Annotated in this window: 10 protein-coding genes; all 10 read left to right on the plus strand. The window is 45.0% G+C overall.

The features are described 5' to 3' along the window. Positions 1-214 precede the first annotated feature (214 nt). The 10 genes from HUO09_RS04580 to HUO09_RS04625 all read left to right on the plus strand — a co-directional run bounded on the left by HUO09_RS04580 (position 215) and on the right by HUO09_RS04625 (position 13,400). The gene (locus tag HUO09_RS04580; protein ID WP_223159320.1) at positions 215-952 is read left to right on the plus strand and encodes an EAL domain-containing protein; all 738 of its coding nucleotides are present in this window, start codon (positions 215-217) and stop codon (positions 950-952) included. Between the two features lie 305 nt (positions 953-1,257). After that, on the plus strand, positions 1,258-1,959 hold the full coding sequence (locus HUO09_RS04585; protein WP_167412239.1) for a GntR family transcriptional regulator: 702 nt from the start codon (positions 1,258-1,260) through the stop codon (positions 1,957-1,959). Positions 1,960-1,969: 10 nt separating this feature from the next. Then, entirely contained in the window at positions 1,970-2,857 is an 888-nt protein-coding gene (gene prpB / locus HUO09_RS04590) for a methylisocitrate lyase (protein ID WP_167412238.1), read from the plus strand. 235 nt (positions 2,858-3,092) lie between these two features. After that, positions 3,093-4,232 (plus strand): 2-methylcitrate synthase, encoded by a 1,140-nt coding sequence (gene prpC, locus HUO09_RS04595; RefSeq protein WP_188233110.1) that lies wholly within the window; start codon positions 3,093-3,095, stop codon positions 4,230-4,232. Between the two features lie 102 nt (positions 4,233-4,334). Then, positions 4,335-6,914: a Fe/S-dependent 2-methylisocitrate dehydratase AcnD gene (acnD, locus tag HUO09_RS04600; RefSeq protein ID WP_188233111.1), complete on the plus strand. Its 2,580-nt coding sequence runs from the start codon at positions 4,335-4,337 to the stop codon at positions 6,912-6,914. 10 nt (positions 6,915-6,924) lie between these two features. After that, entirely contained in the window at positions 6,925-8,109 is a 1,185-nt protein-coding gene (prpF, locus tag HUO09_RS04605; RefSeq protein WP_188233112.1) for a 2-methylaconitate cis-trans isomerase PrpF, read from the plus strand. A gap of 63 nt (positions 8,110-8,172) precedes the next feature. Beyond that, positions 8,173-10,050, plus strand: a complete 1,878-nt coding sequence (locus HUO09_RS04610) for a propionyl-CoA synthetase (protein WP_167412234.1) — start codon at positions 8,173-8,175, stop codon at positions 10,048-10,050. A 286-nt stretch (positions 10,051-10,336) separates the two neighbouring features. After that, on the plus strand, positions 10,337-10,774 hold the full coding sequence (locus tag HUO09_RS04615) for a MarR family winged helix-turn-helix transcriptional regulator (RefSeq protein ID WP_102954912.1): 438 nt from the start codon (positions 10,337-10,339) through the stop codon (positions 10,772-10,774). An 18-nt stretch (positions 10,775-10,792) separates the two neighbouring features. After that, the gene (locus HUO09_RS04620; protein ID WP_188233113.1) at positions 10,793-11,863 is read left to right on the plus strand and encodes an HlyD family secretion protein; all 1,071 of its coding nucleotides are present in this window, start codon (positions 10,793-10,795) and stop codon (positions 11,861-11,863) included. A gap of 13 nt (positions 11,864-11,876) precedes the next feature. Beyond that, positions 11,877-13,400 carry a DHA2 family efflux MFS transporter permease subunit gene (locus HUO09_RS04625; RefSeq protein ID WP_188233114.1) on the plus strand — a complete coding sequence of 508 codons (1,524 nt, stop codon included), beginning with the start codon at positions 11,877-11,879 and terminating at the stop codon, positions 13,398-13,400. The last annotated feature ends 69 nt before the right edge of the window (positions 13,401-13,469 follow it).

The raw sequence follows: 13,469 nt of genomic DNA on the forward strand, positions 1-13,469 counted from the left end.
TCGTTATAAAAGCATCGTCAGGTAATTTCCTTTGCTCCTGAGCATCCCCAAATTGGTCTTCAGAACACTAGGTATACAAATTGTGCTCTATAGTTGACCCAAGATGAATTCGTTTTGCTTAAACGTCTGCTAACAGCTAACTTCAATATAAATAACGTTTTAAAAACTAACAGATATGATTGATAAAACAGTTAAACCTGCGGATTACAATAAGATGTCTTGCAAACAATGCTTAGAGAATAGCGATCTTGGCTTTGACTTCACAATGGCCTTTCAACCCATTATTCAATATTCAACCCAAACGGTATTTGGCTATGAAGCATTGGTAAGAGGAACGCATAATGAATCGGCGTTATCTGTTATTGAGAAAGTGAATGATGAAAACAGATACCGGTTTGATCAACTTTGTCGAGTTAAGGCAATTGCTCTTGCTTCGAAGCTATATATTGATGCTGTTTTGAGTATTAACTTTCTGCCTAATGCCGTGTATCGACCAGAACTTTGTATTCGTACCACGTTAGAAGCTGCAAAGGAGTACAGCTTCCCAATCGAAAACATCATGTTTGAATTTACGGAAGTGGAACAAGTTAAAGATAATGCGCACATAAAGCACATTGTTGAGTGTTACAAAAATTTAGGTTTCAGAACGGCGGTTGATGATTTTGGATCGGGTTACTCAGGGTTGAATCTTTTGTCAGGCTTTCAAACAGACATCGTTAAACTGGATATGGAGTTAATCCGAAACATAGATAAGGACCCTGTTAAACAAACGATCATAAAACATTGTTTGGCTATGTTTGCAGAACTTAATATTACGCCGCTTGCAGAGGGTATCGAGACCAAAGAAGAGGTAATTTTCTTGAAAGATGCCGGTATCGATTTAATGCAAGGTTACTATTTTGCCAAACCCGGATTCGAATCCCTTCCTAGTGTCGACTTCAATCTTCTTTGATTCTGTCTCTACAAGATCAAGGCTTTCAATAGAAAAGATCTTGTTTATTGTCGACACATTTTGTTTTTCATTAATGTTGTCGACAACCCATTTCCCTCCCTATAAAACGAAATAATCACATAAATATTAAAATACATTAGGTTAGGGTAATTTGTTGCCTTTAATGATAAATTGCTAATGTTATACCTTAGTCTAAGTTGTCGACAATTAGCTTGATTGTCGACAATCTGATCGTCTAAAGTAACGTCATTCCTTGATGAGCGTTTAAGCAACAGAGCGCTGAACAAGCAAAATGAAGAGACAACATGAATAGTGAATTAAAAAAGCCAGCGAACAGCGACAAAGAAAATACCAAGTCAGAAAACCTGACAGAGTATTTAATTGAAGCGATTGTAGAAGGGCAAATTGCTCCTGGTAGCAAGATCTCTGAGCCTGAGCTAGCCAAGCGTTTTCAAGTAAGCCGCGGACCTTTGCGTGAAGCGTTAATGCGCATTGAAGGTTTAGGCTTAATTGAACGAATTCCTCATGTTGGCGCACGAGTCATTCAATTCTCATCTGAAAAGTTAGTAGAGCTATACGCTGTGCGTGAAGCATTAGAAGGAATGGCGGCGCGTCTTGCTGCTCGTAATATCACAGAAATCGAAATTGCAGGTTTGGAAACACTATTGTCGACACACTCTGCACATATCGATCAAGTTGACGGTGCCTCTTACTTCCACCAGCAAGGTGATTTTGACTTTCACTATCGCATTATTAAGGCAAGCCGCAATAGTCAGCTAGTTTCTCTTCTGTGTGATGAGCTTTATCACTTGCTGCGCATGTATCGATACCAGTCTCCACGTGCACAGTCTCGTCCTGTTGAAGCTTTGGACGAACATAAATTTATCCTGCAAGCGATTCGTAATAGAGATGAAGAGCTGGCAGAAATGCTGATGCGTCGCCACATATCAAGAAGCCGACGTTTAATAGAACAACAGATTCTAAGCGAAGCTAAAGATCTAGATTAAGGAGAATCACATGTTGAGCCCAGGAGCAAAGTTTCGACTTGCAGTTAAAACCAATAACCCACTACAGATTGTTGGCACTATAAACCCATATTGCGCCATGATGGCGAAAAAATTGGGCCACCAAGCGATTTATCTTTCTGGTGGCGGCATTGCCAATGCGTCATACGGATTACCGGATCTTGGAATCACCACACTCAATGACGTACTGGTGGATGTTGACCGCATTACTAATGCGTGTGACTTACCACTTCTTGTCGATATCGACACTGGTTTTGGTGGTGCTTTCAACATTGGTCGCACTATTAAAGCTATGGAAAAAGCGGGTGCTGCTGCGGTTCACATGGAAGACCAAGTGGCGCAAAAACGTTGTGGTCACCGTCCGAATAAAGCCATTGTTAGTTTGGAAGAGATGGCTGATCGAGTTAAAGCCGCGGTTGATGCTCGCTATAACCCAGAGTTTGTGATTATGGCTCGTACTGATGCGCTTGCCGTGGAAGGTATGGACAGTGCCATTGAACGTGCCATTGCTTGTGTTGAAGCGGGTGCAGATATGATCTTCCCAGAAGCTATGACGGAACTTCAACAATATGAACGTTTTTCAACGGCTCTGCATTCAGCAACAGGTAAACACGTCCCAATTCTTGCCAACATTACTGAATTTGGTCAAACACCTCTGTACAACTGCGAAGAGCTAGGGAAATCAAAAGTCGATATGGTGCTTTACCCGCTCAGTGCATTCCGTGCAATGAACAAAGCGGCTGAAATGGTTTACAGCCATATTTTGGAAAACGGTAATCAGGAAGCTCTGCTCGATAGTATGCAAACGCGAAAAGAGTTGTATGAATATCTGAATTACCACAGTTACGAAGACAAGCTAGACCAACTGTTTAGCAAGTAACCGTAATCAAGATTCAATCCCTACTTGTAGCTGTGCTGTAAGTGGGGAAGCCCAAGAAAACTGAAAATAGTGTTTAGACAAGGCTTTTAAAGAAACATAGAAACATAGTAAACGTATAGCTTACGTTTTCTCTAATAATCCAATAACGTGAAACTGCTGAGCAAAAGCACCCACGAGGTGGACCCAAGGAGGTCGGCTTTTATAGCCCGAAGCAAAGCGACAAAAGGAGTTCAACATGCCTCATTCCCCTAAAGGAGAGCTAGGCGGAGCTGGCCTACGCGGTCAAAGTGCTGGAAGCACCGCTTTATGTACGGTTGGTAAAACAGGTACAGGTCTAACTTACCGTGGTTACGACATCACAGATTTAGCCAACCATGCACAGTTTGAAGAAGTTGCTCATTTACTGTTAGTAGGGCATTTGCCAAACCAAACTGAATTAGACCAATACAAAACGCGTCTGATTGGTTTGCGTGGCTTACCACAACCTCTCAAAGAAGCACTTGAGTTAATTCCAGCAGACGCTCATCCCATGGATGTGATGCGCACTGGTTGTTCAATGCTAGGTAACTTAGAAACTGAACAAGATTTTTCACAACAAGTTGCCGCTACGGAAAGAATGTTAGCCTTGTTCCCAGCCATTATCTGTTATTGGTATAGATTCAGCCATGACGGCGTGCGCATTGATACCGAAGATCGCAGCGAAGATTCGATTGGTGGTTACTTCTTAAAAATGCTGACAGATAAAGTGCCAAGCGAGCTGTTTAAACAAGTGATGCATACTTCATTGATTGTTTATGCTGAGCACGAATTCAATGCTTCAACTTTTGCTGCACGTGTGTGTGCTTCAACGTTATCTGACTTGCACTCATGTGTGACAGCTGCGATCGGCACTTTGCGAGGACCACTGCATGGTGGTGCAAACGAAGCTGCGATGGAAATGATTGAAAACTGGCAGACACCGGATGAAGCAGAACAAAACATAATGCGGATGCTGGCGAACAAAGACAAAATCATGGGCTTTGGTCATGCTATCTATCGAGAAAGCGATCCGCGTAATGCACTGATCAAACGATGGTCAAAAGAACTTTCTGAATTTGTTGGTGATAAACAACTTTACGCTGTTTCTGAACGTGTCGAAGCCGTGATGAAACGTGAAAAAGACCTGTTCTGTAACGCTGATTTCTTCCACGCCTCTGCTTATCACTTTATGGGCATTCCAACTAAGCTATTCACGCCAATATTTGTGATGAGTCGTTTAACTGGTTGGGCAGCACATGTGTACGAGCAACGTGCGAATAACCGAATTATTCGTCCAAGCGCAGATTACACTGGCCCAGATCATCAAGAATGGGTGCCAATCGAAAAACGTAGTTAACCGTCTAAAAGGCGCTGTACTTATAAAGTGCAGCGCCTTGTTTAATACACATTAAAGCCACTCTTACAAAATCAAATAGGACGGAGTGAGAAGGAAGAAGCGATGAACAATACTTATAAAAAAACGCTTCCGGGAAGCCAGATTAGTTATTTTGACACTCGTGAAGCCGTTAATCAGATATCTCCAAATGCTTACGAAAAGCTGCCTTATACTTCGCGCGTACTTGCGGAAAATTTAGTGCGACGCTGCGATCCTGAAACATTAGTTGATTCACTAAAACAGATTATTGAACGCAAACGCGATATGGATTTCCCTTGGTATCCAGCTCGTGTGGTCTGCCACGATATTTTAGGACAAACCGCCTTAGTTGACCTTGCTGGTCTGCGTGATGCGATTGCAGATCAGGGTGGTGATCCAGCCAAAGTTAACCCAGTGGTTGAAACTCAGCTGATCGTTGATCACTCGCTTGCTGTTGAACATGCCGGATTCGATCCCGAAGCCTTTGATAAAAACCGTGCGATAGAAGAACGTCGTAACGAAGACCGATTTCATTTTATCGAATGGTGTAAAACCGCATTTGAGAATGTCAGTGTTATCCCTGCGGGTAACGGCATCATGCACCAGATCAACCTAGAAAAAATGTCGCCAGTGATTCAACTTAAAGATGGCGTCGCATTTCCTGATACTTGTGTGGGGACAGACAGTCATACGCCACACGTCGATTCACTCGGTGTAATTGCTATCGGTGTTGGTGGATTAGAAGCTGAAACCGTCATGCTAGGTCGTCCTTCAATGATGCGTTTACCGGACATCGTTGGTGTGAAACTGACTGGTAAGCGTAAACCGGGTATTACCGCTACTGACATTGTGTTGGCTATTACCGAATTTCTGCGTAATGAAAAAGTAGTCTCGTGCTACTTAGAATTCTTCGGTGAAGGTGCCAAAGATCTCACCATCGGTGACCGTGCAACCATCTCTAACATGACACCAGAATACGGTGCGAGCGCGGGTATGTTCTACATCGATGAGCAGACCATCAACTACCTAAAACTGACTGGTCGCGATGCTGAGCAAGTTGCCTTAGTTGAGCAATACGCTAAAGAGACGGGCTTATGGTCTGATAGCCTTGAAAACGCAGAATATGAGCGTGTGCTTGAGTTTGATTTATCAAGCGTAGAGCGCAACTTAGCTGGTCCTTCCAATCCGCATCGTCGCCTGCCTACTTCTCAACTAGCTGCTCGCGGTATTGCGGGTAAGTGGGAAGAGGTCGAGGGAGAAATGCCGGACGGTGCAGTGATCATCGCGGCAATTACCTCTTGTACCAACACCAGCAACCCTCGCAACGTGGTTGCTGCCGGTTTGCTGGCTAAAAAAGCCAATCAGCTAGGGCTGGTTCGCAAACCTTGGGTGAAAACTTCATTCGCACCAGGTTCTAAAGTGGCAAAACTTTATCTAGAAGAAGCAGGATTATTACCCGAACTTGAACAGCTAGGGTTCGGAATTGTTGGGTATGCTTGTACTACCTGTAATGGTATGAGTGGTGCGTTAGATCCTGTGATTCAGCAGGAGATCATTGACCGGGACCTATACGCTACCGCGGTATTGTCTGGTAACCGTAACTTCGATGGTCGTATTCATCCTTATGCCAAACAAGCATTTCTGGCGTCTCCGCCGCTTGTGGTTGCGTATGCTTTAGCGGGCACCATTCGTTTTGATATTGAACGTGATGCGTTAGGCCATGACGCAAATGGCAATCCTATTTATCTCAATGACGTTTGGCCAAGTGATGAAGAGATCGATCAAGTTGTGGGTCAACACGTTAAACCAGAGCAGTTTAATCAAGTCTACATTCAGATGTTTAAACTGGATGACGCGGAAAAGAGCAGCAGCCCACTGTATGACTGGCGCCCGATGAGTACCTATATTCGTCGACCACCATATTGGGAAGGCGCGCTAGCTGGAGAAAGAACTTTAAAAGGTATGCGTCCATTAGCGGTATTGGGTGACAACATCACTACTGACCATTTGTCGCCTTCGAATGCGATTCTGGCATCCAGCGCGGCAGGGGAATACCTGACGAAGATGAATGTACCAGAAGAAGATTTTAACTCTTATGCGACACACCGTGGCGATCACTTAACCGCGCAACGTGCAACCTTTGCTAACCCGAAACTGTTTAACGAAATGGTGAAGGAAAATGGTGAAGTGGTGCAGGGCTCTCTCGCTCGTATTGAACCAGAAGGCAAAGTGACTCGCATGTGGGAAGCGATTGAAACCTACATGGAACGTAAACAACCGTTGATTATTGTTGCGGGTGCAGATTACGGACAAGGTTCATCGCGAGACTGGGCTGCCAAAGGTGTTCGTCTTGCTGGTGTTGAAGCGATCGTCGCAGAAGGCTTTGAACGAATTCACCGCACAAACTTAGTCGGCATGGGCGTACTTCCATTGCAGTTTAAAAACGGCGTGAATCGCAAAACTTTGTCCTTGGATGGTACTGAACTTTACGATGTGGTAGGTGAAATTAAACCGGGTGTGGATTTGGCATTGGTCATTACTCGTAGCAACGGTGAAAAGCTGGATGTGGCGGTAACGTGTCGATTGGATACTGCTGATGAAGTGAATGTGTATAACGCAGGCGGTGTATTGCAACGCTTTGCTCAAGATTTTTTAGCGCAGTAGGAGGTAGAGAATGGCTTCTCAAGTAAAAGTTCCTGCAACCTACATGCGTGGTGGAACCAGTAAAGGCGTGTTTTTTAAGCTTGATGACTTACCAACAGCAGCGCAAGTTGCGGGGGAGGCGCGCGATAAACTTCTGATGCGCGTTATTGGCAGTCCAGATCCTTATGGCAAACAAATTGATGGTATGGGAGCGGCAACGTCCAGCACAAGCAAGACTGTGATCGTGTCGAAAAGTGAACGTGCTGATCACGATGTTGATTATCTGTTCGGTCAGGTGTCTATCGATAGTCCGTTTGTCGATTGGAGTGGTAATTGCGGCAACTTATCTGCAGCCATTGGACCGTTTGCTATTCATGCCGGTCTCATTCCTGAATCGCGGATTCCTGACAACGGCATAGTAGAAGTGCGCGTGTGGCAGGTGAATATCAGCAAAACTATTGTGGTTCATGTGCCTATCGTTAATGGTTTGGTTCAGGAAACGGGTGATTTCGAACTGGACGGTGTGACTTTCCCTGCCGCTGAAATTCAAGTCGATTTTATGGATCCTGCTGACGGTGAAGGTTCTATGTTCCCAACGGGTAATTTGGTGGACGATTTAGTCGTCCCGGACGTTGGTACGCTCAATGTCACCATGATTAATGCAGGAATACCGACTGTTTTTGTTGATGCGGCTGCGATTGGCTATCAGGGCACAGAATTGCAAGATGACATCAATAACGACGTCGAAGCATTGGCAATGTTTGAAAAAATTCGCGCTTATGGCGCGTTAAAGATGGGCTTAATCCAAGATATAGAAGAGGCGAAAATACGCCAGCATACGCCTAAAGTGGCGTTTGTTGCGAAGCCGAAAACGTATCAATCGTCGAGTGGTAAAACCGTTCTAGAGTCAGATGTTGATGTACTGGTTAGAGCGCTCTCTATGGGTAAATTGCACCACGCAATGATGGGGACAGCTGCCGTCTCCATCGCTGCGGCGGCTTGCGTACCCGGCACCTTAGTTAATTTGGCTGCTGGTGGTGGAGAAAAACAATCTGTTACTTTTGGTCACCCGTCTGGAACATTAAGGGTAGGGGCAAAAGCCAGTGCGACAGAACAAAACGGCTGGAAAGTAGAAAAAGCCGTGATGAGTCGCAGCGCACGAGTGTTAATGGAAGGATGGGTAAGAGTTCCCGCTGAAACCATAGAAACTTGTTAAGCCAGAACATTATTCCAAGTTGCCTTTGGCGACAAAACTTGGGGTATAAAAAGGAGAAGCACAATGTCTGCGTATTTGAAGGAATATCTATGGGCAAAAGAGCAACCGGAATCGTTCTGGCATGCGCAAGCCCAGAAAATCGACTGGTTTGAATTTCCGCAAACTATTTTAAAGAAAGATGAAAACGGCATCGAACGCTGGTATCCCGATGGTTTGCTCAATACATCTTGGCTTGCATTGGATTATCACTGCGAGCAAGGTCGAGGCGACCAAACCGCACTCATTTATGATTCGCCTGTGACAGGTAAGAAACAGCGTTATAGCTATTTCGCATTACGTGACACTGTAGCGCGTATCGCTGGCATGCTAGCTGACCAAGGTGTCACCAAGGGTGACCGAGTGATTATCTATATGCCGATGATCCCGGAAGCGGCAATGGCGATGTTAGCTTGTGCTCGTCTTGGTGCAATCCATTCTGTGGTATTCGGTGGTTTTGCACCAAACGAGCTTGCCGTTCGTATTGAAGATGCCGAACCTAAAGTGATCATGACAGCTTCGTGCGGCATTGAAATCAATAAGGTTATTCCATACAAGCCTATGGTCGATAAAGCCATTATGGATAGCCGCTGGAAACCAGAGAAAGTGGTGGTATTCCAACGTCCAGAATGCCTAGCAGACCTAGATAACGAACGCGATTTAGATTGGAGCGCACAGTTCGAGAAAGCGCTGCCTCATGCGTGTGTACCCGTGTTGGCAACAGACCCGCTCTACATTCTCTATACCTCAGGTACCACGGGTAAGCCGAAAGGCGTGGTTCGTGATAACGGTGGACACGCCGTTGCCATGAAGTACTCAATGAGCTGTATCTACGATATGCCGCAAGACGGCGTGTTTTGGGCAGCGTCAGATGTGGGCTGGGTAGTAGGGCATTCCTACATTGTGTACGCGCCGCTTATTCATGGTTGCACGACGATTTTATACGAAGGTAAACCTGTAAGAACGCCGGATCCGGGCGCTTTCTGGCGTGTTTGTCAGGAATACAAGGTGACGGCTTTGTTCTCTGCGCCAACGGCTTTCCGTGCCATTAAGAAAGAAGACCCGAATGGCGATCTTTTAGAGAAGTACAATCTGAATCATCTGAAAACGATTTTTATGGCTGGTGAGCGATTAGACCCACCAACTCTAGAGTGGGTGCAAGAGAAAACCAACAAACCTGTGATTGATCACTGGTGGCAAACAGAAACAGGATGGGCAATTGCGGGCAACCCGACAGGTATTGAACTGATGCCTGTAAAAGCGGGGTCTGCGACTAAGCCGATTCCGGGCTATCAGGTCGAAATTTTAAACGAAGTGGGTGAGGTTCTTCCGCCCAACCAACAGGGGTTTGTGGCACTGAAAAGGCCGTTGCCACCAAGCTGCTTAACGACAGTTTGGCGTAACCATGATCGCTTCGAAACGGGGTATTTAGCCCAGTTCCCTGATTATTATGTGTCGGGTGATGGTGGTTATCTGGATGAAGACGGGTACCTGTTCATCATGGGACGAATTGATGATGTGATTAACGTTGCTGGACACCGACTCTCAACTGGTGAGATGGAAGAGATTGTTGGCGCACACCCAGCGGTGGCAGAATGCGCGGTTGTCGGTGTGCATGATGAACTCAAAGGCCAGCTTCCATTGGGCCTAGTTGTATTGAAAGACGGTGTAAAAGTTGATCTAGACTCGTTGGAATCTGAATTGATCAGTAGTGTTCGTAGCCATATTGGTGCCGTCGCATGCTTTAAACATGCTTTGGTGGTAGAGCGCTTACCGAAGACTCGTTCAGGAAAGATATTACGCCGTATTATCCGTCAGATTGCAGACGGAGAAAGTTACACTGTCCCTTCTACAATTGATGACCCAGGTAGTTTGAATGAGCTAGAGAAAGTTCTGCACGTTTAATCTGCTGTTGTTGGTACATATTTTCTACTTCTATGTTCATGGCGAACATTTGTGCTCCGTTCTCGGGGCACTTTTTTTGCTCCATCATTTTCCATCTTTCTCTTCACCTTCTAGAACTTAAAAAAATTACACTTTGAAACATTTTGAAAAACAGAGAGTTACTGTTCTATGTATAAATTTAATGAATCAATAGGCTTTACATATAATAAGTAATGCTTACTATATGTAATAACTTGTTACATGTACCATCCTGTAAACCTCAAAAACAACCAACATAGGTAATGTTATGACAACTCCATCGATAGGGTATTTGCTTTGGGATGTGACTCGCATCGTACGTAAACGCTACGAATCTGCGTCGAGTTCTACATGCTTAACGCTGGCTCAAGCAAAAGCGTTGTCGCACATCGCTTGTCGACAAGGTGTTAAACAGGTCGATTTGGCGGAAGTGTTAGACATCAAACCTATGACGTTAGTCAGAGTGATCGATTCACTGGTTGAGGAAGGATTTGTTGAAAGACGTCCTGATCCCACAGACAGACGTGCTCATCTCATTTATTTGCTTCCAGCGGCGGATGAGCAACTCAAAAAGGTGAAAAGTGTCGCCAATGGTATCTGGGCAGAAGCGCTGGACGGCCTTTCGGAACAAGAAATCGAGCAGTTTGTTAAAACGCTCAATCATATACATAGCAATCTTTCTTTAGAAAACAAACCAAAGTCTTAATTTTCAGGAACACCTCGTATGTCTAATTCCAAACCAGAGCATGAACAACCGGTTTCAACATTAGTGCCTAAATCGCGTCGTAAAACCAAGCGTGCCGTTATGCTCTTTATCGTCCCTTTACTCGCTGTGGCTGGCGGTGTCGCCATCTATCTGCATGGCGGTAGATATGTTGAAACAGAAAATGCTTATGTTAAAGCGGATAAAACTTCCATCACTTCTGAAGTCTCTGGACGTATTGTTGATGTGCCAGTGAAAGAGAACCAGTTTGTGAAAGCAGGGGACTTGCTGCTTCAAATTGATCCGACGTCATACAAAATCGCCGTCGAACAAGCACGCGCCAATTTGAATGATGTAAAGACCACGCTAACGACATTGAAAGCTGAATACCAAAGCAAACTGGCTAACATTGAAGTATCAAAAAGCCAGCACGAATACCTGAAGAAAGAAGAAAAGCGTCAACTTGACCTACTGAAGAAGAAGTACACCTCTCAATCACAATATGATTCAGCTCGTCAGAATACGCTTCTGGTTGAACTCGAAGTGAATGCGCTTAAAAAAGGCTTAAAACAAGTAGAAGAAAGCTTAGGTGGTGACGTAAATGCACCTATTGAACAGCATCCCAAATATCGTGCAGCAGTAGCTGCGCTCGACAAAGCAGAAAATGACCTTGCTCACGTGAGTTTGTACGCACCTGCTGATGGTGTTGTGACTAAAGTGGTTGAAAAAGGTCAGTACATTTCACCGGGAAGTCTGGCAATGATGTTGGTGTCGGATTCAGATATCTGGGTTGAAGCAAACTTCACCGAAACTGAGCTCACTCATGTGAAAGCCGGTCAAGAGGTTGAAGTGAAAGTAGACTACGCTCCAGGCTTTACTTGGAAAGGTAAAGTGGAAAGTTTAAGCCCAGCTACGGGCGCTGAGTTCTCGGTTATTCCTGCACAAAACGCAACGGGTAACTGGGTGAAAATCGCGCAACGTTTACCAATCCGTATTCATTTAGATCAAGAAGAAGGTGCGCCTAAATTGCGTGCTGGTTTGAGTGCTGTGGTAACGGTTGATACTCACTATCAACGTCACTTGTCACTGTAAGCGGAGCTAGACGATGAATAGTCACGTCGAAGCAGTAGCGGAAGAGGAACCATCCAGCAAACGGGCATTTATCACGCTGTCGGTTATGCTCGCTACTATTATGCAGGCGCTGGATACCACGATTGCAAACGTAGCACTGCCTCATATGAAAGGCACCATGAGCGCAACTCAGGATCAGATTTCTTGGGTACTGACGTCTTATATTGTTGCTTCAGCCATCGCGATGCCGTTAACGGGATTTGTGGCTGCACGCATTGGTCGTAAGCGCTTGTTTTTGTATTCAGTGGTGGGTTTTACTTTTGCTTCTGTACTTTGCGGTGCAGCACAATCTCTGGAACAAATTATTTTGTTCCGTCTGTTGCAGGGCATTTTTGGCGCCAGTCTGGTGCCACTATCACAGTCCGTTTTGCTCGATACTTACCCGACAGAACAGCATGGCTCCGCTATGGCAATGTGGGGTGTTGGTGTCATGGTTGGCCCTATCTTAGGTCCATCACTAGGCGGCTGGTTGACCGAGTATTACAATTGGCGTTGGGTATTCTACATCAACGTACCGTTCGGCATTATGGCGTGGTTGGGTATTGCGGCTTATGTAAAAGAGACCAAACTCGACCCTGAGCGCCGCTTTGACCTTTTTGGTTTTGCATTGTTGGGTATTGCGATCGGTAGCTTACAGATGTTCTTGGATAGGGGAGAATCACTTAACTGGTTCTCAAGCCTAGAAGTGATCGTTGAGGCTTCTTTAGCGGTTATTACCTTCTACATGTTTGCCGTGCATATGTTTACCCATAGGGCGCCATTTCTTGATCCTATGATGTTCAAAGACCGAAACTACGTTGTCGGTTTGTTGTTCGGCTTTATGATTGGGGTAATTTTGCTGGCAACGATGGCTCTACTTCCGCCATTTTTACAAAACTTCATGGGCTATCCAGTACTGGATGTCGGTTTGTTACTGACGCCCCGTGGTTTCGGAACCATGACCGGAATGATGATTGTCGGGCGCTTATCAGGAAAAGTGGATCTGCGCTATCTAGTGACGATTGGTTTGTTACTGATGATTGTTTCACTGTGGCAAATGACTAAGTTCTCAGTAGACATTACACGTTGGGAAATTGTCTGGACAGGTACTGTTCAGGGGCTTGGCTTAGGTTTGGTGTTTGTGCCGCTGTCGACATTAACCTTCTCTACGTTAGCACCTCGTTACCGGAATGAAGGTACCGCGTTGTACAGTTTAGTGAGAAACATAGGCAGTAGTATCGGTATATCTTTGGTGACGACTTATTTGTCTCACCGTGTGCAAATTAACCATGCTGTTTACTCCGAACACATCAATCACTTTAACTCTGCTTTACAAGATGCGGTTCAGAAAGGTGTTTACGATCTTTCAACTACCGCAGGGTTAGTGAACTTAAACAACGTGGTGACCAAGCAAGCGTATATCTTCGGTTATCTGCAAGATTTTCGTTTTATGATGTACGTGTGCATCATCATGCTACCTCTATTGGTCTTATTACGCAGACCGGGAGCCAGTAAATAGCCTCTAACAACAGAAACGTCCTTAATTGGACGTTTTCTTTTTTAATTTCAAATAAACGCCGTTAGCAGT

Origin of the sequence: Vibrio sp. Y2-5, assembly GCF_014596725.1 — a bacterium.
Taxonomy (GTDB): domain Bacteria; phylum Pseudomonadota; class Gammaproteobacteria; order Enterobacterales; family Vibrionaceae; genus Vibrio.

What these genes read in the sequence shown, in the direction of transcription:
- HUO09_RS04580 (WP_223159320.1), top strand. Translation starts at nt 215, where the DNA reads ATGTCTTGCAAACAATGCTTAGAGAATAGCGATCTTGGCTTTGACTTC.
- HUO09_RS04585 (WP_167412239.1), top strand. Translation starts at nt 1,258, where the DNA reads ATGAATAGTGAATTAAAAAAGCCAGCGAACAGCGACAAAGAAAATACC.
- prpB (WP_167412238.1), top strand. Translation starts at nt 1,970, where the DNA reads ATGTTGAGCCCAGGAGCAAAGTTTCGACTTGCAGTTAAAACCAATAAC.
- prpC (WP_188233110.1), top strand. Translation starts at nt 3,093, where the DNA reads ATGCCTCATTCCCCTAAAGGAGAGCTAGGCGGAGCTGGCCTACGCGGT.
- acnD (WP_188233111.1), top strand. Translation starts at nt 4,335, where the DNA reads ATGAACAATACTTATAAAAAAACGCTTCCGGGAAGCCAGATTAGTTAT.
- prpF (WP_188233112.1), top strand. Translation starts at nt 6,925, where the DNA reads ATGGCTTCTCAAGTAAAAGTTCCTGCAACCTACATGCGTGGTGGAACC.
- HUO09_RS04610 (WP_167412234.1), top strand. Translation starts at nt 8,173, where the DNA reads ATGTCTGCGTATTTGAAGGAATATCTATGGGCAAAAGAGCAACCGGAA.
- HUO09_RS04615 (WP_102954912.1), top strand. Translation starts at nt 10,337, where the DNA reads ATGACAACTCCATCGATAGGGTATTTGCTTTGGGATGTGACTCGCATC.
- HUO09_RS04620 (WP_188233113.1), top strand. Translation starts at nt 10,793, where the DNA reads ATGTCTAATTCCAAACCAGAGCATGAACAACCGGTTTCAACATTAGTG.
- HUO09_RS04625 (WP_188233114.1), top strand. Translation starts at nt 11,877, where the DNA reads ATGAATAGTCACGTCGAAGCAGTAGCGGAAGAGGAACCATCCAGCAAA.